The organism is Pseudoalteromonas sp. AS71, assembly GCF_038900275.1.
Lineage (GTDB): Bacteria > Pseudomonadota > Gammaproteobacteria > Enterobacterales > Alteromonadaceae > Pseudoalteromonas.
The window spans coordinates 43,680-69,060 of record NZ_JBBMQZ010000016.1; the positions used below are offsets into that span (position 1 = coordinate 43,680).

A 25,381-nucleotide genomic window follows, 5' to 3' on the forward strand; every position below is an offset into this window, starting at 1 on the left:
TCCTTCTTTGCGTTCTTTGCAATATTAAATCTAGTTCAGGTTAGTGGTTATGCCTAATTTTTATTATCGTTTCTATACTTATCAATAAGCTCAATCACTAACGCGTAGTTAAAATGATCAATTGCTTCTTTGAGCTTAAATAAAGAGTGTCCTCTATCATATTGATCCATTTCTAGCTGTCTAATCAAACTGCTAGGTACAGGGCGAGCCGTTAATGCTAATGAGTATATATTATCAATAACCGAGTCTTCGTTTTCTAACTGATTTAGTTGCTTATGCTCTTTTTTAAAGCCATCAGCTATCAAAAATTGTTTTACAGCAAAAAGTGTAAGAGTTAATTGCTCATTAAAGCTAGATAAGTTAATACTCTTCTCATCTATTAAGTTTTTCTCAATACTTTGCGTGCTTTGTTGCAGTAGCTCCAAGCCTAGTGTTCCGGCCAATCCTTTAAGTGTATGTACTAGTCGAATTAAGCTTTCTAACTCTCTATTTTTGATTAATATATCAGCTTTAGTTGAAAAGTCATTGTAATCGTTGACAAACTGAGTAAATAATTTAGCTAACAATTCATCATTGTTTTCTACGTTTTCTTTTGCCAGCTGCAGATTAATTGTATTTAATGGTTTGTTACTTTGTAGGTGTTTTTCTATACTTTCGAAAAGAGCATCAAAAATAATGGGTTTTACTAAAAAGTCATCCATACCCGCTCTAAACGCTGCTTTTTTATCATTAGGATCTGCGGCTGCTGTAATTGCAATTATGGGAGTTTTGTAGCCCCGCTCTCTTAATATACTTGTTGCCTCTAAGCCGTCCATAACTGGCATTTGAACATCCATAAAAATAATATCAATGTCATTTGTCTCTACTTTACCTAATGCATCATGTCCATCATTAGCAATGATCACGGCCATATCTAACCTTGCTAAAAGGGCAGAAGCTATTTCTTGGTTAATCTTATTATCGTCAACCACCAATGCATTGAAACCCGAGAATTTAGGATGAGGCCGTAATTGCTTTTCTTTAAAGTTATCAGGTGAAAGCTTCCTTAAAATTTCTACTTCACTATTCTTATTACCAATAATTGTAATGTCTATACTTTCATTTTTTGCAATTGGTTCTGGAGACTCTTCATCGGTAATTAATAAAATAAGTTTCAATTTTTCATTAACGTTTTTATTTTGAGCGTACAGTTGTTGTAAAATAAAGTTATCGTTGAGCTCTTTTTCTTTTATCGACATTATTACAATACTAAATGGGCTATTAGGTTGAGCCATTTTCGCAATGGCTCTTAATGGTTCTTGTGTGGTTTCTGTTGTTATATTTATATCACTTAGCAAGTGCATTAATTTTTTAATTTGCTCATTATCAGGGCTAATTAATAAGGCGTGTTTTTTAAGCTTTTGTTGCTCAGATAAAGTAAAGGGTAGAGTAAAGAAAAATTCGCTACCTTGATTAATCGTGCTCCTTACTTGTATATCTCCGCCTAGCAATTTAGTTAATTGTTTGCTTATCGTGAGTCCTAAACCGGTCCCACCATATTTTCTTGTTGTGCTTGAATCACCTTGCGAGAAAGACTGGAATATAATTTTTGATTGCTCTTGCGTCATCCCAATACCCGTGTCTTTTATACTAAAGCGAAGGTTTATTGTTTTTTCGTGTTGAGATGTCGCTTCTATAATTAATGATATTTCACCATGCTCAGTAAACTTAATCGCGTTACCTACACAGTTATTTATTATTTGGCTTAAGTGCATTGGGTCGCCAATAAGCTCAAGCCCTGCATCAACGTGTAAAGTAAAGTTTAATAACAAGCCTTTTTGCTTGGCATTTGTTGAGAATAAATTTTGAACGTTAGAAACTATAGTATGTAAGGTAAAAGGGATTTGCTCTAACTGGACTTTTTCCGATTCTAGTTTAGAAAAATCTAGAATATTATTTAAAATCTGCAATAAATTTTGAGCGCTTGAAAAAGCTTTGTCTGCATAGTGTTTTTGCCTTAAAGGAAGCTCGCTGCTTTGTAAAAGCTGCAACATACCTAATATGCCATTCATTGGGGTGCGAAGCTCATGACTCATGTTGGCTACAAAATCTATTTTTGTTTTATTGGCTTTATCAGTTTGCTCCATAGCACTCGTTAGGTCGGCATTCATTGCTTCCATTTGGGTATTTAATACACGAGTTTCGTTGAGCAGTTCTTTGGTTTGCTTGTTTTTTAGATACAAGGCGTTAGCGGCTTTTATTACCGATGCTATTTCTGTTTGATTTTGGTTGTTATTTGAAATAGTTACTGGCTTTTCGTTATTCATATCTTTAAGTAGTAAAGTGAGCTGAGTAATCGGCTTTATAACTGATCTGAAAATAAAATAGCTTAAAAATAAAATGATTAACATAATTAAAACGGCAAATATATTTGCCTGTTCTGTATTTTTTGTTAAGTGGCTACTTAGTAGCTCTTCTGTTTCGGCTAGTTTATTTTTTTCTATATTTTTAATTTCATTTGTTAAATACAGCAATTCGTTTTCTATGCCTGTTAGTACAACATTTACAGAAAAAGTATAGCTGCGGGTGAGTAATACAAGTTGGTTATAAGCTTGTTTTAAGCTTGTTGTTTTACTGGAGAGAGATTCATTTATTACAGAGGTGCTCGTTAGTTTTTTATGTAAGTGATTTAGGTTTTGTTTTACATTTTGTGCTTCATCAAAATTAGGTTTATAGAGGTAGCTTATAATTGCGTGTTGTAAATTACTTATTGTGAGTAAAACATCGTTGAAAATAACCTTATTACTGTCGCTTGAAGACTCCTCTAAATTACTAATTGTTACTTGTAAGTCATCAATAGGCTGTTTGAACTGAGTAGTGTAAAGATGTTCGCGTTTTTGTCTGTTTACGACAACTTGGCCAAATGTATCTTGGTAGTTACTTAAATACTCGCCAAGGCGTATTAGTGAGTTTTTGTATTCAAGGGGATGGTGTAGAGTATTTGTTTTTAGTTGCTTAAGGTTTAGATTTGCCTTATTTAAATAAAAATTAAATTTGGTAATCGTATTTTCATTTGCATTGTCAATAAATGAGACTGCATACGCTTGCAAAGAGATAATATCGTTTTCTAAGTGATTCACAGCTTCGCTTTGAATAAGCGCGTTATGCTGCGACTTTTGCAAGTTTAGTAAGGTCGTTTGCGAATAGTTAAACAAGTAACTTTGCAAAAGAAGTAATCCAATCAGCGGACACAAAGCTAATATTATTTTTGATTTAATTGAATTTATTATCATTATCGGCTAATCAACTCATACCATTTTTGTAGACTGTAGTCATAGGTTGGCATAACTGTATTCCATACTGCTACATTGCTAAAGCGTTTATGGTAACTACCGCCGTTGCGTTGCTCACCCGCTTTTACTGCTACGTCGCCATTTGTATTTAATAAATCTATGTTTGTTGCTTTTCCACCATACCAGTAATCCCATTCGGCCTGAGATAGAAGTAGTTTAGAGCGTTGTGGGTTACTAATGTAATAACCTTGGCGAGCAATAAATGCACCAGGCCAGCCTGAAAGCCACCAATTCATATAGTCGTAAGCTGCATCTTTTACGCTACTTTGTGTTTGTGACGATAAACACATAACACCATGCCATCCTCGGTAGCCTTCTTTTGGCGCGGCAAAACGAACATTAATATTTTGACTGTTTAACGCAGAGACGGCAGGCGAAAACATACTTTCTATATGGGCACGCTTACTTTTCATAAACTCAATCGATTCAGGGACCGAGTTCCAATAGCCACTAAAATGACTTTGGCGTTTAAAGTCGAGTAATATACTAAACAATCTATCAAGTTCTGGGCGGGTCATTGCACCTATATCGTTAAACTTTATAAGACCTTTGCTTTGTGCTGCTAGGGCTAGGTCAAATAATCCAATGGTAGGCGCATTTACAATGGCTACTTTACCTCGGTTCTCGTCATCAAGCAGCCAACTCCAGCTTTCTGTTTCGTATGCTATACCGGGCTTAATAAAGTCGGTGTTGTAACCAAAAGAGTCAACATTATGCACATAAGGCAAAAAGCTAATATGATCGCTTTCTTGAGCGCTTAATGTGCCATCGGGTTGAACATTTAATAATTTATAGGGGGCATCACCTGCACCAATACTTGCAGTTTCGGTTAGTTTTCCCGTTTTAGTGAGTGGATTTATCTCGTTAAAGTAGGTGAGTCGCTTTTTTTCTATTGGCTGAATAGAACCTGCATCCCAAAGCACATTAATGCTGTTTGACCACTGTTCGTATAAATCAAAGGAGCTAGGGTCCATTGATGCCTTTTGCAAAACAGCAGCGCTGCCTGCTGGAGTGAATTCTATATTAATACCTAAGTCACTCATCGCTTGCTTGCGGATAGCCTCTTGGAGTGTTACATGAGTACCAAGTACTCTTAATGTGACTTTTTTTCGGGCAAAAACATAAGGCGCATGTGTTATCGCACCAGCTGTTAAACCTATAGCAGCTAGCTTTTTTAGCGTTGAACGCTTAGGGTTATCCATGTTAAGCCTAAAGTATTAATGTGTGACATTATGTATAGCTAAGAACTTGTAAAGACACAAGTTGAATGGATAAACTTAAAATTATATAGAATGAAAAATTAGAATAGTAGGGTATCAAAAAATAATAAAAACAATGGAAAAATAGAAGAGTAGAACGAATTTGAAAAAGAGTAGGAAAGTGGTGGAGCTAAGCAGGATCGAACTGCTGACCTCCTGCGTGCAAGGCAGGCGCTCTCCCAGCTGAGCTATAGCCCCACATTCCTAAATTACATATAATGTAACTGCTTGACTGCTGAGTTCCAAGCGGGACGAACTTTAAGTTTTTTTATAAATTTGGTCAAGTATTTTTTCGTAAATTTTCACCGTTTTCGTCAATTTTTGTTAGACTCGGCTTAATTCAAAACTAAAACGATAAAAAACAATGAAAAAATGTGTTCTGGCGCTTATGGTTTTACTCGCTGGTTGTGCCTCGAATGATGAGCCGCCTTTTGAAATAAATAATAAACAGTTTCACGAAAAGCAAGATGATCAAGGCAATAAACTTTTTGCTTATGTTGTTTCGGTAAAAGCTAAGCATCGTGAAAACTTTAACTTAGACCGTGGTCCAAACAAGAGACCAAGCCGTGGTGAGGTTAAGCAGTATATTGAACAAGAGCATTTTGAAGAATCGAGTGTTTTAAAATTGCAGTTAGAAGATCAAGCTGTTGAGTTATTAAACGAAGAGTTAAAAGAGCGTCAGTATTGCGATAATAAACACGAAGTAAGTGAAGTTTTATGGCGAGACCTAAGCGTGCAATTAAGAGGGCGTTGTTTGTAATATGTATGCGGATAAAACTAAGTTAGCAGAGCTTTTAGCGCACCTAGATATTGACTATGATGGAATAGAGCATCCGCCGCTACATACTAGCTTAGCAGCTGATGAGTTTATGATTGAGCGTCCTGGTACTCGTCTTAAAAACCTATTTTTACGCGATAATGAAGGTAAGCGACACTTTTTAGTTATTACCGCGCACAATAAGCAACTTGATTTAAAGGCACTATCAAAGCAACAAGGGCTTTCGCGTTTAGGGTTTGCATCGAGTGAGCGCTTAGCAACGTATTTAAAAGTGGCTCCTGGGTGTGTATCTATGTTGGCTCTTTTAAATGATAAGCAAAACGAAGTGAGCTTATGGGTCGATCAAGATATTTGGGGTGGTGATTTGTTTCATTGTCATCCGTTTGAAAACACCCAAACATGGTTGATTAGTAAAGCTGATTTAGAAGCATTTTTTAATCACACAAAGCATCAACCGCGCGTTGTATTTTTACCCTCAAAATAAGCCCACATAATTAACGATAAACCACATAAGCAAACCGCAAGTAGCGTAAACATAAACGCTGTTTGCCCATGATGTTGGTATACCACACCGGGTAATAACGACCCCAATGCACCACCACTGTAATAAAACGATACATATCCACCATTGGTTACACTTGGCGGGGCTTTACTTATTTTATTAACGAGTGGTGCGGCAGTTGAATGAATCACAAACATAGCACCACAAAACAAAGTAAATGCGATTAAAAATAAGCTAAGCTGGTGGCTCATTAATAAAATAATACTCACACTATAAAAACTAAATACCGCAGTTAATAAATGCCAAGGCGAAGCGACTTTTTTAAGTAACCAAGGTGCAGCAATAGAGGCGAGGGCACCAACTAAATAACCACTGTAAACTAAACCTATGTCACGAGTATTGGTAATTAAAAAGGTGTTTTGCAATATAAACGGTAAGTAATTAAGTAGTGCAGCAAAGCAAAAAAACATACAAAAAACGGCACCGTAAACTTTAAGTACAGCGCCTTCTTTAAGCTGTTTAATGTAGTCCAGTGGTGAAAGCTGAGACTTTGTTGCTGGGTTCGAAAATTGAGAATGTTTGATTGTTAAAGCTAAAAAAATAAGCATAAAAGCAATTACGTAATAAAAGCTCTGCCAATTCCATAAGTAGCTAAACAAAGCTGCGAGCACACGACCAAAGTAACCACCAACTATGCTGCTACCAATATATAGGGTCATATTTTTTTGAAGTGTATCAGCGCTATAACTCATACCTATATAGCTAGTCATTGCGGTTAAAGCTGCAGGGAGCGTTAAACCTTGTAAAAATCGGACTAATAATAAAAGCTCAAAGCTAGGTACATAAATAAAAAGTAAGCAGCTAAGGCCTAAAAGCACCATTGCAATACGTAATATAAGTAGTGGGTTTATTTTTGCTAAAAATAAACCGTAAACGAGCGGGGCAATGGCTAAGGGCAGCATAGTTGCAGTCATTAAGCTGCCAGCTACCGCAGGGGCTACATTAAATTCGCTCGCAAAGAGGCTAAGTAGAGGTTGTGGTGCATAAAGTACAAAAAATATAAATACCGAGCAAACGAGTAGATGAGGTAAACGCATTATATGGCTTATACATTTGCTGATTGGTTACGTGGCATTGTATTAAAAATTGTTTTTAATTGATAATTAAAACCATGCTCTTTGCGTCATATCATGGTTTGTTTTAACTAGTTTGCTAGATTAATGTCGATAGCGCTGTTATTTGAACTCGTTGGTGATTAAAATAGCGATAATATTAGTTTTTAGTGGAACAAAGCCATGGGTTCATTACAAGACCAATTGCTTCAAGCAGGATTAACAACATCGCATAATGCTAAAGTTGCTAAATCAGAAAAGCGTAAGCAACAAAAAAAGCAAAAGAAAGGGGCTACTAGCAACCCAAGTGATCTGCAAAAGCATATTCAACAAACCAAGCTAGAGCAGCAAAAAAAAGCTGAAGAGCTTAACCAAACACGCCAAGTGAGCTTAAAGCAGCGCGAACAAGAAGCGCGTGTTAAACAAATTTTAGAGCACCACAACCAAGACGCTATTCGTGGTGAGCGCACATTTAATTTTACTTATCAAAACAAAGTAAAAAATATCGACGTGAACGAGAAAACGCAAAAAGCGTTATCGGGCGGTCGTTTAGCTATTTGTGTACTAGAAGGGCAATTTTACGTATTAGACGACGAACCAGCACGCAAAGTGGCTGAAGTTGACGAAAAGTATATTGTTTTTCATGTAGAGCCAGAAAACAAACCAAAAGATGAAGATGACCCGTACGCAGACTTTGAAGTACCAGATGATATAGTGTGGTAATAGTTTATTAAGGGTAAGCTCATTTTTATTTGCTAAAGTATATAAAAGTGAGACAGAAACGAGTTAGCGGTTTTTGGTTAAGTTGATCGTCTAGTGTCGTTTCGTACGTATGCTTTTTATTTGATTGTTTACTACAATCAATAGAACAGTTTTTCTAACCGTCAAAAAAGAAGAGTAAATACAATGAGCAAGATGAAAACACTACTATTAGGCGCGGGTATTACTTTAGCCGCAAGCTTCTCGTTTAATGCAGCAGCGGCCGATGGCGCCACACTTTATACCGCTAAAAATTGTCAAACTTGTCATGGCGCTGAAGGTAAAGCACCAATTATGGGTATGTATCCTAAGCTAAACGGCCAAAACAAAGACTACTTAGTAGCGCAAATGAAAGACATCAAATCAGGTGCACGTAATAACGGTATGACCATGGCTATGAAAGCAATGGTTGCAACGGTAACTGATGAAGAGTTTGAAGCAATTGCAGATTACCTAGCTAACGTAAAATAATTTACGCAGCTATACCATTTTAATGCAATTGGTATTTTAGTTTTACAAACAGCCACACAATAGTGTGGCTGTTTTGTTTGGTGTTTGCTATAAAATAGAGACTGCTTTAGACTTCTAAACATCTGTTCGTACAGGTTAATAATGTACGTTTTAAAAGGCTTATTATGTTTGATTTACCCCAACTCAATTTAAAAAATAAAGTATCAGCACAAGAGTGGCAACTTCGTGTTGATTTAGCCGCATGTTATAGACTGGTAGAGCACTTTCGTTGGGGGGATTTAATCTATACGCATTTATCAGCACGTTTGCCTGGCACCGATCACTACCTAGTGAATGCGTTTGGTTTAACCTTTGATGAAGTAACTGCCTCTAATTTAGTAAAGGTCGACTTAGACGGTAACATTATTGATGATACGCCATTTAGTATTAATCCAGCTGGTTTTACTATTCACAGTGCGATTCATGAGGTACGCGAAGACGCTCATTGTGTTATTCACCTTCATACTAAAGAAACAATCGCTGTTGCTACACAAAAAAATGGTTTATTACCGCTTAGCCAGTATTCAATGTTTTCACTGCCATCGCTTTCTTATCATGGCTACGAAGGGCTTGCGGTAAACGACGACGAGCGGAAAGTGCTGCAAGATGATTTAGGCAGCACTAACCATATGTTATTGGTAAATCATGGTGGCTTAACGGTAGGCCCAACGGTAGGCGATGCGTTTATGCGCTTTTATGATTTACAGCGAGCGTGTGAAATTCAATTAGCGCTACAATCAAGCTCGCAAGAGGTTATTGAAGTACCGCAACCTATAATCGACAATATTTATAATCAAGCAAATGTAGTACACAGTGGCAGCACTGGCGGGCAACTTGCGTGGCCTGCGATGTTACGTAAAGCGTATCGACTTGACCCTAGTTTTGCAAAATAACCCATAGCGGTTAATAAGGAATTTTAATGAAAGTAAATCGCGTTGAAGTATTTGATATTCACTGTCCTGATAGACCTTCTTGGACACCTGTGTTTGTACGTATTCATACTGACGAAGGTATTAGTGGTGTTGGCGAAGCGGGCCTTGCATACGATTTAGGTCACAGTGCTGCAGCGGCTATGATTAAGGAAATGGCAGATGCCTTTTTAATCGGCCACGACCCATTTCAAACAGAAAAACTATGGTCTCGTATGTTACGTGAGAGCTTTTGGGGCTTAGGTGGCGGACCTGTTGTATATGCCGCAATGAGCGCAATTGATACCGCGCTTTGGGATATAAAAGGTAAAGCGCTTGGTTTACCTGTATACCAATTACTGGGTGGTAAAGTTAACGATAAACTACGCACGTACGCATCGCAATTACAGTTTGATTGGGATAGCGAATTTAAAGCGCTAGTACAACCGCAAGAATACGCAGAAGCGGCTTTAAAAGCGATGGCCGAAGGTTACGATGCAGTAAAAGTAGATCCAATTCAGTACGATAAAGACGGTAATACTTATTACGACCGCACAAAAATAATTTCACGTACTGAAATGAAGTTATATCGCGCACGCATGCAAGCTATTCGCGAAGCGGTAGGCGACGAAGTGGATATTATTTTTGAATGCCACAGTTTACCAGGTGTGACAACAGCTATTCAGCTAGGTGAAATTGCAGAAGAATTTGACTGTATGTATTTTGAAGAGCCAGTTAACTACTTAAACCATTCATTACACGCAAAAGTAGCCGATAAAGTATCTGTGCCTATTGCTGGTGGTGAACGTTTGTATAATCGCTGGGGTGTGCGCCCGTACTTAGAAGATCAAAGTATTGATGTTCTGCAACCTGATATTGGTTTATGTGGTGGTTTTACCGAAACTAAAAAGGTATGTGATTACGCTGATATTTTTGATGTGCGTATTCAAGCTCACGTATGTGGCGGGCCTGTTGCAACAGCAGCATCACTGCACTTAGAAACGGCTATCCCTAACTTTTTAATTCATGAGCACCATACTTATGCGATTAAAAAGTGGAACCGCGAGTTATGTTTACAAGATCCACAACCTAAAAATGGTTTCTTTGAAGTGTCAGAAGAGCCAGGGTTGGGTATTGAGTTAAACGATGAGATTGTCATGCGTTCTCAGCGTGTAGAAATTAAGTAACTTTTTAACCTGAGTTTAGGTTATATAAAAGCCGGTAAGTGATTAGTCACTTACCGGCTTTTACTTGCTTGGGGGGGAGGTAAAGCTTGTTATAACTCGTTAATTTTACATTCGACATCTTTAAGCTCAATAGTTGCTTTACTATCAAGGTGGCGTATATAGCATTGCTTGCCTTTAATCATCAATTCAAACTGATCGGGTGTATTGCGACTTTGCGTGTCGATAATATTATTACCATCTACATTGCTAATGGTTACTGTGCTGCTGGTAGTAAATACATCATCAGCTAATTGAGTCTCTTGCATATGTACCAGTGTTCTAATTGCCTTGCTAACGGCTGTTTTATTCGGCTTTATCAGTAGAGCATGTTGCAGCTTGGGTGTAGGGTCTGGACTTTGCGATATGCAGCCATTGAGAAGAAACGCTGAAAATACAACGATTAGTAAAAAGTACATTTTCATAAATTAGCCGTATTATCATAAAAAGAGAGTTTAATATAACTAGTTTTACTTACACTTGGTAGTAGTGCTTAGCGTTTGCATAGCTAAGGTCATGCCATGTCTTATCGTTTGAGCATAGCGCCTTATGGCAGTGCCATAGATTGTTGTAGCTTGTATTTACTTGGCACACAGGGAAGTTGCTAGCAAACATAATACGCTGCTGGCCAAAGTGATTAAAAAGAAAATTAAAACACGCCGCTTGTTGTTCGCTGGTGAGTTGTAGTAATTCAAAACCAGAAAACTTAATTGCAATATTGTCATGCTGAGCAAGTAACTCAACACCTTGTTGCCAAGTATTTAAATTACTTGGCAGTCCTGCATGATTAATTATAATTTGAAGCTGCGGTAGCTGCTTAGCGTAGTAAGCTATTTGTTTGGTTATTTCGCCACTTTCAATATCAAACTGAGCTTCAAAATGCAGTCGGGTATCTGATAATGTTGTTAGGTTTTTAAAGCTATTAGCATCTAATAAACGCTTTGCGTCAGTACCTTCGGTTATATCTCTAATGCCACACAAACTCAGATGAGCTAAAGCTTCCAGCGAGTTTATAAACTCATCAGCCGATGAGTCAATTTGGTTGTAGCTAATGGCTTTAAATGGAATACCTTTTAAATGCAAGCTTAGCCAGTTTAACTCGTTAATAGGGGAGGTGTTATCAAACCCAGCTTCTATATGAACAAGCCCTACGAGTTCAAAGTCAGTACTTTTAATAAGTTGCTGTGCACTTACTGGCTGTTTTATTTTTTCTAAATTTGGCCATGCTGGTGGGTTAGCGCCTTGTAGCCATGAGTATTGACCTTCTACTAAATTAAAAAAGTGTACGTGTGGGTCAATAATTTTTAGGCTCATTGCGCATTACTCATTGAACAGTCTTCATTGTGCAGTGTAGCCACCGTCTATGCTTTGTAGGCTGCCAGTAATAAAGCTGGCATCGTCGCTTGCTAAAAAGCTCACAAGAGCAGCAACTTCGTCGGCTTGACCTAATCGGTTAAGCGGTTGCAGACTTGCTTCCTCGGCAACTATTTCAGCTTTGTTTGCGCCACTTTTTGCACAGTACGCATCTATCGCGTTATGAAATAGCGGGGTTTCTATTGTGCCAGGGCATACCGCATTTACTCTGATATTAAAGCTCGCGTAATCAAGCGCCGTTGTTTTGGCCATTGAGGCAAGGGCATGTTTTGTTAGGTTATACGCAAAAGAGTTTTGCTTACCTATAATTGCTTGATCGGATGCGACTAATATAATAGCGCCGCTATTTTGCGCTTTCATGCTTGGCAATACGCTTTGTACAGCGGCATAAGCGCCTTTAACATTAAGCGCAAAAAGTGCATCGAGAGTTTGCTCGTCGGTGCTTTCTATATTTGCGCTTAAGTGTTTTCCAGCATTAGAAACAAGTACATCAATACGTTGGCTTTGTTCACAGATAGCGTTGATACAGTTGCGTACCGCCGATACATCACTTACATCACACTGATGAAATATACCGATTTCGCTTAGCTCTATATCAAGGTTATGTACTTCATAGCCATTGTTTAGCAAACGCTTTACTACGGCTAGGCCAATACCTTTTGTGCCACCTGTAACTACTGCAACTTTAGACATACTTACTTCCTTTATTGCTAACTAGTGAGAGTGACCACAGCCGCCTTCAGCGTGCACGTGTCCGTGAGAAACTTCTTCACTTGTTGCTTCACGTACCGATATAACTTCAACGTCAAACGTTAGCGTTTTACCAGCAAATGGGTGGTTTAAATCACAATCTGCGTTAAAACGACCAACCTTAACTATAGTAACCTGATGACGACCTTGGTTAGAGCTAACCATTGCTGTCATACCTGGTTTCCATACTTTAACGTCGCCTTGTAGATGCTTTAACGGGATGCGTTGAATTAAGTCATCAACACGCTCGCCGTATGATTCACTTGGCTCTAGAGTTACACTAAATTTTTCGCCTGCTTCTTTACCTTCAAGTGCTTTTTCTAAACCAGGAAGCATGCCTTCGCTGCCATGAATATAAGTAAGTGGCGCTTCATTTGTGCTACTTTCAATTTGCTCGCCCGCTTCACTAAGGGTGTAATGAAATTCAACCGCTGAATTTTTGCTAATTTGCATGCTTGTCTCTTCAAATAATAACTATGTTAGGGCGCAATTTTACGCGAAATATACTTGTTTATAAACTTAACGTGGCTGATTTAGTGTTTTTTGTAAATTTAGCAGAAAATCTTTTTTTGTTGGGGCTGCTTTTTGCTTTTCAGCCTGTGGTATAAACAGTACTAATTGAGTGCCAGGCTTTAAAATACTTGATGCAGAGAGTTTGTTCCATTTTGCCAAGTCGCTATGGGGTACATCGTAAAGTTGACTTATACTCCAAAGGCTATCGCCCGACTTAACTTCGTAATCTATTTCAATGGTGGGAATCGCAATCTCTTGGTGTTCTAAATAAGGGCTAATTTTGTAATCAACAGTTAATGTGCTTGGCAGGGTTTTAGGTTGTCCAACTAATAACTTTTCTCCAACGCCGATTAAATTATTATTTTTGTTATTAAGTTGTTTTAAAGCTTTTACCGACATATTAAAACGTCTGGCGATACCGTAAAGCGTGTCGTTTTGTTTAACGATGTACTCTCCAGCAAAATTTGATTTAAAAAACTGACTTTTTAATAAAGCCTCTTGTCCTATAGGAAGCAGTAAAGTATGCGGCCCGTTAGGTGAGCTTTGATTTTTTAAATATCCCTGATTAATCGCGTGTAACTGCTTTGAACCTATACCAGAGAGCTTAGCGATGACTGAAAAATCGAACTGCTGGCCTATGTTCATTTGTGTGGTAAATGGCTTATATGCAAGCTTTGGGCGTTTAATGCCCTTTTGTGGGTGCTTAACTAAATAGCTTAAAGCGAGTAACTTGGGTACGTAGTCGGCGGTTTCTTTTGGTAGACTTAGTGACCAGTAATCGGTGCTTTTACCGCGTTTTTTGTTTTTTTCGATTGCGCGTTTAACGCGCCCCTCACCACTGTTATAAGCAGCCAAAGCATGTAGCCAATTACCATCAAAGCGTTTATGTAAGTAGCTTAAGTAATCAAGTGCAGCATCGGTTGAAGCAAGTACGTCTTGGCGGCCGTCGTACCATTGGTCTGACTTAACTCCAAAGTGATGCGCTGTTGCGCCAACTAACTGCCAAACACCAACAGCTTGCTGTGATGAGGCTATCGTTGGTCTAAAATCGCTTTCTACAAATGGTAGTAAAACGAGCTCCATAGGTAATTGTTTTTGTTCAATTTTTTTTACGATGTGATACAGGTAAGGCGCTGCGCGTTTGCTCACAGTTTGTAAGTAGTTAGGTTGCTTAGCGTACCAGTTGATACGCTTTTTTAACGCGCGATTTTGATAAACCGTAAAGTGTAGATTGTTGGCTATATGCACCCACAGATCGGTGGTTTTTGGTGGGCGCTTTTTTACGATTGTTTTTTTGAATTGAAGTGGCGTAACGTGCTCACTAACTTGCGGCGTTTGAGCTACTTCATCATCAGTATCATAAGTATAGTCAGGCTCAAAATGAGTAAATATTTGTGGAGCTTCTAGTGGTTCTTGCTCCGTTGATTGACAACCAAATAACAGAATACCCAAACAACATAAAACCAAACTGCGCATAGTGATCACTTTTGTAAATTCCTTTTATTATTTTAACACAATCCGTTGTGTTGAGTTATTCTGCGCTTTTTGCGCGATTTAGGCCAGCTTGTAAAAAGAAGTTGCTCGATTTTATATTAAGCGCTTCTTGTTTATAAGGCTCAATAACTGATTCAGGAAACGACAGCATTAACTGCTCAATACTTTGATCTTTATTGTTTTTAACGTGCTCTGTTATAGCTGTTAAAAATGATAGTGGCTGTTTCAGCTGCTCTTTTGTTAATGTACCGCCGTGCCCAGGTAAAATAATAGTGAGCTTTTCGTCGTTAATATATTGCTTAAGCAACGCTTGCCAACTTTTAAGTTCACCGTGTCCAGGGTAAGGAAGCCAGTCAACGATATCGCCACCAATCAGCACACTGCCATTATTAGTAGTAATAGTTAAATCGCCGTTAGTATGGGCTTGCTGAGGCTCAAGCGTTACCTCAAAATCACCAAGGTCGATAACTTTACGACTATCAATTACTATTTTGGGTTTGCTAAGCTGATACTCCTGCCAGCGAAAAAGTCGTTTTTTTGCAAGTTCTAACTTATTTCGCCATTTAGCTTGCTCTTCTTTGGGCACATTCGCTAATCGTTGGTAGCTCAGCTCAATGCTCTTTTCATATGTGTCTAGTTTGTCGGTATATGCTGTTTGATAAAGGTTAAAATTTTTATTTACCTGCTGATGAACAATGAGCTTAGCACTTGGATAAAAATTTTGCATAACCGCCATACCTAGCAAGTGATCGTCATGGTAGTGGGTAGCCACTAAATAGCATAAGGGTGTTTTAAGGCGCTTCTTTAAATCTTCAGCAAGTTGTTCAACTGCGGCAAAATTGGCGCTCGTATCAACAAGTATGGCGCATGTTTCGCCTTCAATTAATACTTGGTTAGAGTCGTAAAAGCGAAGCTTGTCTTGTTGCTTTAAAAACTGAATATGAGGGTTTATTGTATTCCAAGTGACGGCAGCATAGGTGCTAGGTACTATTGATAATAAAGTGCATGCTAATAGTAAGTGCTTACATGAAGAGGCTATGTTTGAAATTTTTAACTTCATTTATTATCTCTACGCTGATGTTTAATTACTTTAATAATAAACAAAAAGCGCAGTATGCGCTTTTTATTTTTGGTGTTTGGGGTCATTTGCCAAATGCTGACTGAGTTTATCAATCAATTGGTCTTGATGCTGTTGTTCAACTGTAGCCTGTGTTTTTGCTTCTAGCAATTCGTGGCTTAAGTTTAATGCTGCCATTAGTAGGGCTTTTTGATCGTTTCTAACGGTTGAGCGTTGCTTCATTTGCTCAACTAAGTCATTTAGATTTTTAGCTGCTGCTATTAATGCATCTTCCTGCCCTTCAGGGCAAGCAAATTGCTGCTCTTTACCTAGCAACTCAACAGTGACCCGCTGGTTTTGCAGCTCAGACATTAGCTAGCCTGTTGTGCGCTTTGTAACTTATCAAGAAGACCAGATAAAGTAGTGCTGGCATCTTTTTGCTTTTCTTCATTTTCTAAAGCTTCAAGTTGTAGCAATTCGTTGTCATCGCTTAGTTTAGTGTTCTGTTCTTTTAAAGTAACAACATCTGTTTGTAATTGGTTATTACGTTCGATTAAAGAATCGATCAGTTGTTCGAGTTGTTGAAGAGTAGTGTTATTCATAAAGGCGCTCATATAACTGTAATTAATGTCATGCAAATGTAAAGCAAAGTGTGTTGATTTGCCAGCATTTACGGTGGTTTTAGCTGATTTTTCTTCTTCATTAAGGGATAATTCAGCATATGAGCTTTTTCATTCAGAAATGGTTCACTTAAACACTCTCTTATCTTGGTGTAAGTTGCCAAAGCCTAGTGCTTATGGTTCACTTACGATATTAAATTGCGTATGGCGAAAATAAATAATGCTTAGTTACAGACACTCATTTCATGCGGGTAATCCTGCCGATGTACTTAAACATTTAGTACTGGCACAAGTGCTAAATTATCAAACAATTAAAGATAAACCGCTTGATTATATAGACACACATTCAGGTGCTGGCTTTTTTGAACTTGCAGCTGCCGACGCGCAAAAAACGCAAGAGTATCAAGATGGTATTGAAAAACTTTGGCAACATAAAAGTGAGCATGCTGAGCTTAATGAATACATTGAATTAATTAAGTCATTTAACGACACTGACGAACTTGCGTTTTATCCAGGTTCACCAAAAATTGCAGAGCATTTTTTGCGCCGCCAAGATAAGGGTTGGTTTTTTGAACTGCACCCGCGCGATTTATTATTGCTTGAAGAAAACATGAAAGGTAAGCGATCTATTCGTGTGCGTGGAGAGGATGGTTTTGCAGGTTTAGTTGGTTTATTACCACCAGCATCTCGCAGAGCGTGTGTGTTAATTGACCCTCCATACGAAATTAAAGATGACTACGAAACGGTTGTAAAAACCTTAGTTAAAGCTCATCAGCGTTTTGCTACAGGTACTTACATGATTTGGTATCCGGTTGTAGACAGAGAGCGCATTGATAATATGGAACAGGGCTTAATTGACTCAGGAATGCGCAACATTCAGTTATTTGAATTAGGCACTGAAGCGGATACTGACGTACATGGTATGACAGCATCGGGCATGATTGTAATTAATCCTCCGTGGAAGCTAAAGCAAACAATGGATGCAATAATGCCTGAACTTGTTAGTTTGTTAAGTGAGCCAAGTGGTTTTTACAGAAGTGAGCAACTCGTTGATGAGTAACTTTAAATAGCGCTTATAACGAATAATAAAATGCCCAGCTTTGCTGGGCATTTTATTTAAAATCAGTACGAATGTGTTAGGTAATATATATAAGGGAGCTAAATATTAATTAAAATAAACCGCACTAAAAGTAGCAAGCGTATTACCGCGACTGTTTTTAAGTTTTAGTGATTCACCTGTTATTTCCCACTTTGAAGTTTTGCTAAGTACGTCAGACATAGCCGCTTCTTGGCTCATATTATCCGAGCACATCTTTTTTGTACTTGCTAGCTGACTAAGTGTAATTGTTTGCTGCTCGGTACTATAGCTTCCGCTAAAATTATTACAGCCTAAAAAGCCATTAACGCGGTGGTCTTTATTGAACTGAATGAACGGTTCTTTAGTTGTAACATTCACAGTTTGAGCATTTATTGTTATTGCTTTCCAGTAAGTATTTGTGAGTGTTACATCGGGTTTTTGAGTCGACACTTTTGAAAGCTCAATTTTATAGGGGGTAGTTAACTGTGATTCTGTAAACGGGTCGTGATTTGTTGTACTTGTGTAAAGCACTTTGTCTTTATTTATAATTCTGGCGCTTAGGCTATAGCGATGTTTATCGCTAATTTTGCTGGCATCATAAATTAGCTCAACGGTAAATGGCGGGGCTTGTGTAACATCAATCACTTCTTGTGTGATTATATCAGCTTTTACATCCATTTTAGATACATTGGAAAGCGTAACTATTAATTGCGAGCCAGGGCGAAGCATACTGCGATCTTTATAGCTAACTTGAATAGTTAGGGTAGATATTGCTTTTGCTTGCTCTGTATTTTCAGTTGGCTTAGTTTGCTCACCGCAGCCAGTTACTGCAAAAGCGCTAAGCGCCAATAAGCCAATCCCTGCAGCTGCTTTTTTACGCGAAGATACTGCTTGATGCTTTTCCATGTTGGTTATCCTTACTCAATATTATGTCCTTAGTGTATTACCTAGTTACTTAATCATTCCTTAACTTATTTTAAACATAAAAAAAGGCGCATTAGCGCCTTTAATAATTAAAAACAAACGATTATTTTTTAACAAACTTAGTTAAAATAACAATGCGCTGGCCGTCAACTCGCCCTTCAATATGTTCAGGGTTGCTGGTTAGGCCAATATTACGAACAGCTGTTCCACGTTTAGCGGTAAGGCTACTGCCTTTAACATCTAAGTCTTTAATTAGGGTAACAGTATCGCCTGCTTGAAGTACTACACCGTTGCTATCTACATGCTTTAAATCGTCATCTTCGGCAAGTGCTTTTTTAGCCCACGTTAGCGTGTCTTCTTCAAGGTAAATCATGTCTAGCGCATCTTGTGCCCAGCCATTATCAGGCGCTAAACGCGAAAGCATTCTGTAAGCTACAACTTGTACTGCAGGAGTTTGGCTCCACATGCTATCGTTTAAACAGTGCCAATGTGTAGGCGTTATTTCGCTGTTATTCTCGATTTGATCTTTACATGTTTGACATGTGTAAATACATTTATCTGAGTGGGTTTCAGTTACCGGTGGTACTTCATAAACAGATAAGTTCTCGGTGGCTGCACACAATTCACATTGATTACTACTACGTTCGATTAAGGCTTTTTCAATACTCATGGGGCTCTTTCTGGTTCTGGTCGAGTTAACATTTGCTGCTATTATACTCCAAAACACGAGCTCTGCGCCATTAGTCCCTTAATTTTGTGTGGGTATATTTGCCATATATTTATCGGCAACTTGCTGAATGAAGCCGCTGCTATGGAGGTTTTTAATAGCTTTGTTAATTGCTGGCAATAAAGCTTTATGTTTGCTCAATAAGCGTACTTTTAATAAGCCATGTGAATACTGCGGACCAAAAGCAATATCAACATTTAATTGTTTAGACCAATGTAAAGCGGGTAGTTTTCCAATAATTGCTACATCGACTCGTTTGCGGGCAAGTGCAATCATAAGTTCTTTTTCAGAAGGAAAATCTATGCGATTAAATAAATTATCGTTGTGATAGTAGTAACCTAAAACAGTGCCTACGTTTTTATTATATAAACTATTAGCGTTTTGCCAGTTATTAATGTTTTCAGATAGACTTACAACTATTTCTGTCGCATTAACTAATGGCTCAGAAAAAATATATTGAGGGTTGTTTCGCTCACTTTCGGGTAACCATTTAAGTGTAATAACGTCAAAATCAATTACTTCATCTTGAAGGTATTTTGTAATTCGTTTTGTTGGTAGGTTTACGTGCGATGCTGATATATCTGCATCACTAAGTATTTTTTCGATAATTTCTGGCAGTACACCAGGCTCTACAGGGTTATTTGTATAATAAGGGTAGTAGTTCCCTGATGAAGTAATGTTATATTTTAAAGCTGGGTTATTTAATTCAGCTAATATAGGAAAAGAGAATAATAACAAGCAGGCTATTAATAGCCCTTTTAAGTTAATCAAATGCTTTCCTTAATAGGTTTAAATTTAGTGAAACTATAACTTTAGTGTTAAGTATTATAGTTTTTTTGTAACGAATAGTATATTTATACTATGTATATTCTATGCAGCTTATATTAATGGTTAGCATTAAAGCGTCTTATAAAGGTTATATATATTGAAACCCTCAAAAAAATTGCCTGGACAACCGGTTATTACACAATATGTAGCTAGGCAGCCTATTTTTGATGCTGCTAAAGGCGTTTTTGCATATGAGTTGCTATATAGAGATTCATCAAATAATGCGTTTCCGGTTGGCATGAGCGACGAAAAGGCAACGAGTCGCTTATTTTTTAATACACTAATGTTAGTTGGAATTGAAAAATTAACCGCTAACCATCGAGCATTTATTAATTTATCAACTGATGCACTGCTAGATGACTTCCCTAAATTATTAAAACCAGAAACTGCGGTTATTGAAATCGTAGAGCGTGCAGTTAATATAACGGCTATTGCAAGGCGTGTGCAGGCATTAAAAAAAGAAGGTTATATTTTTGCATTAGATGATTACGATGGCGATATTAAGTGGGAACCATTATTAGCGCTAGTTGATTATATAAAAATAGAAGTTGATGAAGCCATCATCAAAACAAATATGCGTGTTAAAAAACTCAAACGTAATTACCCTAAATGTAAGGTGATTGTTGAGCGTATAGAAACCCATGAGCAATTTTTGACGCTCAAAGGCGCCGGATGTGATTACTTTCAAGGGTTCTTTTTTTCACGCCCTGAGATGCTAACGTATAACAGCGTTGATCCCTCTAAAGTTACAGTATTTGATTTACTAAAATGCACTTCTAAAGACTCTTTATGTTTTGAAGAAATACACCAACGAGTAGCTCGAGATATAGGTATTACAGCACGTATTTTAAAACTGGCGAATGCACGCTCTGGTAATAGTAATTTAGTAATAACATCTATTTCTCAAGCTGTTGTTTATTTGGGTGAGGATACAATACGTCAGTTTGTACGGGTTTTAGCATTAAGTGATTTGGGAATTGATAAGCCAACAGAGCTTACTAAGTATGCTCTTATTCGTGCAAGATTAATGGAGCTAATTTTAAGCGAGCAAAATGTTGAGTTGGCGCAGCAAGGTTATTTGGTGGGCTTGTTTTCGATGCTTGATGCTATTTTAGATATAGAATTAAGCGTTATTGTAAAAGAGTTTGCACTTGATGTTGCTATAAACAATGCATTATTAGCTCACACTGGTGTGCTCGGTGATTGTTTGTTACTTGCTAAAGCAATACAAGAAAAAGACTGGGTAATTGCGAGTTATAAACTTAAGCAGGTAAACCCGCAAATCTCTATTGAGAAAGTTTATAGCTTTGTTTTAGAATCGATGCTTTATAGTGATGATGTTATTGAAGTTGTGGCTGGTGATTAAGTATGCGTAATTGGTTATCTGTTTTAAGTATTATAATCGCGCTTGGTTTATTGTTTCCTGGTATTACAAAACCGGTATTAACAATAGAGGGCAACATAGATAAATCAAAACTAGCGCAAGCGGGTATTGAAATGCTGGCTGAAGAGGGCGATGGTCGCACTCGCAGCATGCTAATGATGTTCTCTAACATGCTAGGGCTCGATAAGTTAGAAGGTGAGATTAGCGCCTATAACAAAACACAAAGTATTTTAGGCACAGTTAAAGAGCTTGCTCGCAATAATAATTTATTTGTAGCCGCTTTAGTGGGGTTGTTTTCTATTGTTATTCCAAGCTTGAAGCTGCTATTACAATTGCTTTATTGTTGCCTACCTTTGAATGGGTTTAAGCAAAAGCTCGGTCTGGTTATTTGTGCATTAAGTAAGTGGAGCATGGTTGATGTATTTGTTATTGCATTAATAGTGACTTACCTTGCAGGTAACGCTCATGGTAAAAGTGGTGAGCTACTTGTTATGAATGCACAATTTGGTGAGGGTTTTTGGTATTTTAGCGCATATTGTATATTTGCAATTATTGCGAGTAACTTAATTAAAACACCTGCTAAACCGCAGTCTACATAATTAAAGTATTTGTGGTTGCCGTTAGGTTACCTTACAATCATTTTAAAGTTTATTAAAAGGCATAATGTTGCAACGTTTTTACGCTAGTTTACTCATGATAACTTTGCTGCTCACTTTTGTGGGTCAGGCAGTTGCGTCTGTAGCTATGGTATGCGAAATGCCACATATGCCAACTAAAACAGTAATGCATGCCCAAATGCCAATGACACATAGTAGTGATGCAACTGCGGCTGCTAGTATGTCTGAAAATATGATGCAGATGGATTGTTGCGACGACGAAAGTACGCCACAAAATGACTGTAAATGCCCTATCAGTGGCTGCGCTGCTAACTCAATGCTTAATGTTGATACTTTATTTAGCGTTACTTTACTTGAATCTGAAAAAGTAAATGTACGTGTATTTACTACACAAATTAATATACCTCGTTCACTCTACCGCCCTCCTATGTCTGCTTAATAGCAGGATAGGTGTAATATCAATTTTATTGAAAACATGCTCATTCTAGCGAGTTAAATAGCTCTATAACAAGGAAAAAATTACTTATATAAAGCAACTATACTGCGTAATTTTTTCCTTGTTATAGAGCTATTTCCCTACCGCAATAATAGATCATTAATTCAATGCAATTGATATAAAAGGTTTTTGTAAAACTCCTAAACACCTTTTTTGCTTCCTAATTTAAGATTTTCTTTTATTTTTAGATGGAGCAGGTGATGAACCACGCTGTAAGTATTAAAGTCGTATTATGTAGTGTTGTGTTATTTAGCACAGCTGTTAATGCGCAAAACAATTCAAATAACCTAAATACCGAAATACTAAAGCAATCTAGTAATGAGCAAACGCTTAGCTTAACGCAAGCGCTTAATTATGCGCTAACGCATGAGCCATGGCTAAAAGCGAGTGGCTACCAAGAAGATGCAGCAATAGCGCAAAGCATTGCCGCAGGCACCTTACCCGATCCTGTTTTAACGGTTGGCTTACTTAACTTACCTACTAACGGTTATGCGTTTGATCAAGAAGGGATGACGCAGCTTAAAGTTGATTTGAGCCAAAAGTTTAGCCGAGGGAATAGCTTAGCGCTTAAACAAAAAGCACTAGAGGAGTCTGCTCAACAATATCCTTGGCAGCGAGCCGATCGCTTAGCACAAGTAAAAGCAATTGTGATTGAGTCGTGGTTAAACGCGTATCGTGCTCAGCGAAGTATTGCTTTAATTGAGCAAGATAAAGGGCTATTTACTCAGCTTATTGAAATTACCGAAGCAAGCTACGCAAGTACCTTAGGTAAAACACGTCAGCAAGATATTATTCGTGCGCAATTAGAGCTCACCCGCCTTGAAGATAAGCTAGTTATGCTTGAGCAGCAGTTTGAAAGTGCTAAAGGCCGTTTAGCACAGTGGTTACCTATTAATATGCTTATGCAGCCTTTAAATGCCGAGTTTACTAAAACCACAGGGCTGGTTGATTTTTCGAGCCTTGAGTTTAATGAATTAATACAGTTGCTTATGGCGCATCCCGCCATTATTGCGATAGAAAAAACCGTAACGGCAAAGCAAACCGAAGTTGCACTCGCTAAGCAAAGCTACAAACCTCAAATGGGCGTTAATGTGGGCTATGGTTACCGAGATGATACCCCGATGGGTGAGTCGCGAGCTGATTTACTCTCGGTAGGGTTTAGTATTGATTTACCATTGTTTACTGATAACAGACAAGATCAACAAGTTAAATCGGCTATTGCTAGTGCAGAAGCGACTAAAACACAAAAGTTGGTGGCGCTTCAAAAACTCAAAGGCATGTACTTTAAGGAGTTTAGCCAACTCGCTCGTTTGCAAAAACGCGATGCGCTTTATCAAGATACGTTATTACCGCAAATGTCAGAGCAATCTCAAGCAACACTAAATGCTTATACCCGCGACGATGGGGATTTTTCTGACGTCATGCGCGCGCGCATTAGTGAACTTAATGCCAAAATAGACGCGCTTAATATTCAAGTAGATCAACATATTATTACCGCTCGCCTTAATTATTATGCAAGTAGCTTAGACCCCCAAGTAATGGCAGGACAAACAGGAGAATTACACAATGAATACTAATTTAAAGTTACTTGTTGCTGCCTTAGTTGGCGCAGGCGCTGTTGGGTTAATTGGGGGCTTAGTAATGCAGTTTTTACCTAGTAACTCGCCAATGCATGAACAGCAAAGCGCTGACAAGCAGCCCTTATACTGGGTAGCCCCTATGGATAGTAATTACAGGCGTGACGCGCCAGGGCTGTCGCCAATGGGAATGGATTTAGTACCTGTGTATGAAAACGCTAGCAACGCTCAGGACGGACTTGGTGCTGTAACTATTTCGCCTGCAGTCGTTAATAACTTTGGTGTAAGAACTGCCAAAGTGCAGCTTAAAACACTTCACAGCGATATAAATACTGTGGGTTATGTGCAATATAACCAAGACCAACTTATTCACATTCATCCGCGTGTAGAAGGCTGGATTGAAAGTTTATACGTTAAAGCACAAGGCGCAGAAGTTAAAGCTGGTGAGCCTTTATATACATTGTATTCACCACAATTGGTGAACGCACAGGAAGAGCTTTTATTGGCAGTTAATCGTAATAATACCGTGTTAATTCGCGCTGCAAAGGCGCGTTTAGAGTCGTTAAATGTGTCTGATGGATTTATCGAGCGCTTACAAAAAAATAAAAAGATAATGCAAAATATTACTTTTTACGCAAAGCAAAGTGGTGTGGTAGATGAGCTAACAGTACGAGAAGGCTTTTACGTTAAACCTGGCACATCAATGATGAGTATTGCTCAGCTTGATGAAATTTGGGTAGAGGCGGAAGTGTTCGAGCGCCAATCAGAACAAGTGAGCGTTGGTTTACCTGTAACAATGACGCTTGATTACTTAAAAGGTCAAAAGTGGGAAGGTAAGGTTGATTACATTTACCCCGCGCTTGATGCTAAAAATCGGACGCTGCGTGTAAGGCTTAGGTTTGAAAATGCAGATCATCGGTTAAAACCAAATATGTTTGCACAAGTGAGCATTCACGCTAAAGCGAGTAAGGCGCAATTTACAATCCCTAAAGAAGCGGTAATTCGCACGCAGCATCAAAACCGTGTAGTTATTGCATTAGGTGAGGGTCGTTTTAAATCGGTAGAAGTCGACGTTGGGCAAATTAATAGTAATGAAGCGGTGATTTTGTCAGGTGTAATGACAGGTGACACGGTAGTGACTTCAGCGCAATTTTTAATAGACTCTGAATCGAGTAAAAGCTCTGACTTTAAACGAATGGAAATGCCTAGTTCTGGTATTAGCTCAGGTATGAGTTCGGATTCTGGTTCAGACTCAAATATGAACATCAACATGCAGCCACAAAGCGCCACGGTTAACGGCACTATTAACTCCATAGATACACAAAACCGCATTATTAATATTAGCCGAGAAGCCATTGAAAAATGGAATCGAGAAGCCGCCACAATGGACTTTGTATTAGCGCCAGATTTTGATATTAGTCAGTTTGAAAATGCCCAGTATATTAATTTTACTTTTAGCATTATTAACGATGAATTTGTAATTACTAAAGCGCAAAACGCAGAGCCGATTGATCATTCTACTATGCAACCTATGCAATATAGTTCTCACTAGGAGCCAT

26 protein-coding genes and 1 tRNA gene are annotated in these 25,381 nt (G+C 38.2%); 12 read left to right on the top strand and 15 right to left on the bottom strand.

Annotated elements, in window-relative coordinates; genetic code table 11:
* Positions 1-53: 53 nt before the first annotated feature.
* The 3 genes from WNY98_RS13090 to WNY98_RS13100 all read right to left on the bottom strand — a co-directional run bounded on the left by WNY98_RS13090 (position 54) and on the right by WNY98_RS13100 (position 4,789).
* Entirely contained in the window at positions 54-3,272 is a 3,219-nt protein-coding gene (locus WNY98_RS13090) for a response regulator (RefSeq protein WP_342878090.1), read from the bottom strand.
* On the bottom strand, positions 3,272-4,534 hold the full coding sequence (locus tag WNY98_RS13095) for an extracellular solute-binding protein (RefSeq protein WP_342878091.1): 1,263 nt from the start codon (positions 4,532-4,534) through the stop codon (positions 3,272-3,274). Before WNY98_RS13095 ends, WNY98_RS13090 begins: the two co-directional genes overlap by 1 nt.
* 179 nt (positions 4,535-4,713) lie before the next feature.
* Positions 4,714-4,789 (bottom strand) — tRNA-Ala (locus tag WNY98_RS13100).
* A 166-nt stretch (positions 4,790-4,955) separates the two neighbouring features.
* Here WNY98_RS13100 and WNY98_RS13105 point away from each other — a divergent pair.
* Together WNY98_RS13105 and WNY98_RS13110 are read left to right on the top strand one after the other, a co-directional pair.
* Positions 4,956-5,351, top strand: coding sequence for a hypothetical protein (locus tag WNY98_RS13105; protein WP_024600215.1), 396 nt, complete (start codon positions 4,956-4,958; stop codon positions 5,349-5,351).
* 1 nt (position 5,352) lies between these two features.
* Positions 5,353-5,853 carry a prolyl-tRNA synthetase associated domain-containing protein gene (locus WNY98_RS13110; protein WP_342875258.1) on the top strand — a complete coding sequence of 167 codons (501 nt, stop codon included), beginning with the start codon at positions 5,353-5,355 and terminating at the stop codon, positions 5,851-5,853.
* On the opposite strand, the gene WNY98_RS13115 is transcribed toward WNY98_RS13110, so the two are convergent.
* Positions 5,820-6,968: an MFS transporter gene (locus WNY98_RS13115; protein ID WP_024600213.1), complete on the bottom strand. Its 1,149-nt coding sequence runs from the start codon at positions 6,966-6,968 to the stop codon at positions 5,820-5,822. The genes WNY98_RS13110 and WNY98_RS13115 overlap by 34 nt on opposite strands.
* 198 nt (positions 6,969-7,166) lie before the next feature.
* Here WNY98_RS13115 and WNY98_RS13120 point away from each other — a divergent pair, with 198 nt between their 5' ends.
* The 4 genes from WNY98_RS13120 (at position 7,167) to WNY98_RS13135 (ending at position 10,347) form a co-directional block, all read left to right on the top strand.
* The gene (locus WNY98_RS13120; RefSeq protein ID WP_002957867.1) at positions 7,167-7,706 is read left to right on the top strand and encodes a DUF2058 domain-containing protein; all 540 of its coding nucleotides are present in this window, start codon (positions 7,167-7,169) and stop codon (positions 7,704-7,706) included.
* A 183-nt stretch (positions 7,707-7,889) separates the two neighbouring features.
* Entirely contained in the window at positions 7,890-8,213 is a 324-nt protein-coding gene (locus WNY98_RS13125) for a c-type cytochrome (protein ID WP_024600212.1), read from the top strand.
* Positions 8,214-8,377: 164 nt separating this feature from the next.
* A complete protein-coding gene (locus WNY98_RS13130) occupies positions 8,378-9,145 on the top strand; it encodes a class II aldolase/adducin family protein (RefSeq protein WP_024600211.1) in 768 nt (255 codons plus the stop codon).
* A gap of 26 nt (positions 9,146-9,171) precedes the next feature.
* Positions 9,172-10,347, top strand: a complete 1,176-nt coding sequence (locus tag WNY98_RS13135) for a mandelate racemase/muconate lactonizing enzyme family protein (RefSeq protein ID WP_077536801.1) — start codon at positions 9,172-9,174, stop codon at positions 10,345-10,347.
* 89 nt (positions 10,348-10,436) lie between these two features.
* Here WNY98_RS13135 and WNY98_RS13140 read toward each other — a convergent pair whose 3' ends face one another.
* The 8 genes from WNY98_RS13140 to WNY98_RS13175 form a co-directional block, all read right to left on the bottom strand.
* Positions 10,437-10,808 (bottom strand): hypothetical protein, encoded by a 372-nt coding sequence (locus WNY98_RS13140; protein WP_024600210.1) that lies wholly within the window; start codon positions 10,806-10,808, stop codon positions 10,437-10,439.
* Between the two features lie 49 nt (positions 10,809-10,857).
* Complete coding sequence (locus WNY98_RS13145; RefSeq protein ID WP_342878092.1) at positions 10,858-11,697, bottom strand: amidohydrolase family protein; 840 nt, start codon at positions 11,695-11,697, stop codon at positions 10,858-10,860.
* Between the two features lie 24 nt (positions 11,698-11,721).
* On the bottom strand, positions 11,722-12,450 hold the full coding sequence (locus WNY98_RS13150) for an SDR family oxidoreductase (protein ID WP_342878093.1): 729 nt from the start codon (positions 12,448-12,450) through the stop codon (positions 11,722-11,724).
* Positions 12,451-12,471: 21 nt separating this feature from the next.
* Positions 12,472-12,960 carry a peptidylprolyl isomerase gene (locus tag WNY98_RS13155; protein ID WP_007586440.1) on the bottom strand — a complete coding sequence of 163 codons (489 nt, stop codon included), beginning with the start codon at positions 12,958-12,960 and terminating at the stop codon, positions 12,472-12,474.
* A gap of 66 nt (positions 12,961-13,026) precedes the next feature.
* Positions 13,027-14,496 carry a LysM peptidoglycan-binding domain-containing protein gene (locus WNY98_RS13160; protein ID WP_342878094.1) on the bottom strand — a complete coding sequence of 490 codons (1,470 nt, stop codon included), beginning with the start codon at positions 14,494-14,496 and terminating at the stop codon, positions 13,027-13,029.
* A gap of 55 nt (positions 14,497-14,551) precedes the next feature.
* A complete protein-coding gene (locus WNY98_RS13165; RefSeq protein WP_342878095.1) occupies positions 14,552-15,574 on the bottom strand; it encodes an MBL fold metallo-hydrolase in 1,023 nt (340 codons plus the stop codon).
* Positions 15,575-15,637: 63 nt separating this feature from the next.
* The gene (locus tag WNY98_RS13170; RefSeq protein ID WP_002957856.1) at positions 15,638-15,943 is read right to left on the bottom strand and encodes a cell division protein ZapA; all 306 of its coding nucleotides are present in this window, start codon (positions 15,941-15,943) and stop codon (positions 15,638-15,640) included.
* A complete protein-coding gene (locus tag WNY98_RS13175) occupies positions 15,943-16,173 on the bottom strand; it encodes a hypothetical protein (RefSeq protein ID WP_007586448.1) in 231 nt (76 codons plus the stop codon). Before WNY98_RS13175 ends, WNY98_RS13170 begins: the two co-directional genes overlap by 1 nt.
* 238 nt (positions 16,174-16,411) lie before the next feature.
* On the opposite strand from WNY98_RS13175, the gene rlmJ reads away from it, so the two are divergent.
* Positions 16,412-17,251, top strand: coding sequence for a 23S rRNA (adenine(2030)-N(6))-methyltransferase RlmJ (gene rlmJ / locus WNY98_RS13180; RefSeq protein WP_342878096.1), 840 nt, complete (start codon positions 16,412-16,414; stop codon positions 17,249-17,251).
* A 105-nt stretch (positions 17,252-17,356) separates the two neighbouring features.
* Here the strand turns inward: rlmJ and WNY98_RS13185 are convergent, their stop codons facing one another.
* The 3 genes from WNY98_RS13185 to WNY98_RS13195 form a co-directional block, all read right to left on the bottom strand.
* Entirely contained in the window at positions 17,357-18,175 is an 819-nt protein-coding gene (locus tag WNY98_RS13185) for an META domain-containing protein (RefSeq protein WP_342878097.1), read from the bottom strand.
* Between the two features lie 121 nt (positions 18,176-18,296).
* Positions 18,297-18,863: an alkylphosphonate utilization protein gene (locus WNY98_RS13190; protein ID WP_002957852.1), complete on the bottom strand. Its 567-nt coding sequence runs from the start codon at positions 18,861-18,863 to the stop codon at positions 18,297-18,299.
* A 78-nt stretch (positions 18,864-18,941) separates the two neighbouring features.
* Positions 18,942-19,691, bottom strand: a complete 750-nt coding sequence (locus WNY98_RS13195; protein WP_342878098.1) for a transporter substrate-binding domain-containing protein — start codon at positions 19,689-19,691, stop codon at positions 18,942-18,944.
* A gap of 154 nt (positions 19,692-19,845) precedes the next feature.
* On the opposite strand from WNY98_RS13195, the gene WNY98_RS13200 reads away from it, so the two are divergent.
* The 5 genes from WNY98_RS13200 (at position 19,846) to WNY98_RS13220 (ending at position 25,374) form a co-directional block, all read left to right on the top strand.
* Entirely contained in the window at positions 19,846-21,114 is a 1,269-nt protein-coding gene (locus WNY98_RS13200; protein ID WP_342878099.1) for an EAL domain-containing protein, read from the top strand.
* A 2-nt stretch (positions 21,115-21,116) separates the two neighbouring features.
* Complete coding sequence (locus WNY98_RS13205; RefSeq protein WP_342878100.1) at positions 21,117-21,731, top strand: paraquat-inducible protein A; 615 nt, start codon at positions 21,117-21,119, stop codon at positions 21,729-21,731.
* A 94-nt stretch (positions 21,732-21,825) separates the two neighbouring features.
* The gene (locus tag WNY98_RS13210; protein WP_342626610.1) at positions 21,826-22,188 is read left to right on the top strand and encodes a hypothetical protein; all 363 of its coding nucleotides are present in this window, start codon (positions 21,826-21,828) and stop codon (positions 22,186-22,188) included.
* Between the two features lie 257 nt (positions 22,189-22,445).
* Entirely contained in the window at positions 22,446-23,822 is a 1,377-nt protein-coding gene (locus WNY98_RS13215; protein WP_342878101.1) for a TolC family protein, read from the top strand.
* Complete coding sequence (locus tag WNY98_RS13220) at positions 23,812-25,374, top strand: efflux RND transporter periplasmic adaptor subunit (protein ID WP_342878102.1); 1,563 nt, start codon at positions 23,812-23,814, stop codon at positions 25,372-25,374. Before WNY98_RS13215 ends, WNY98_RS13220 begins: the two co-directional genes overlap by 11 nt.
* The last annotated feature ends 7 nt before the right edge of the window (positions 25,375-25,381 follow it).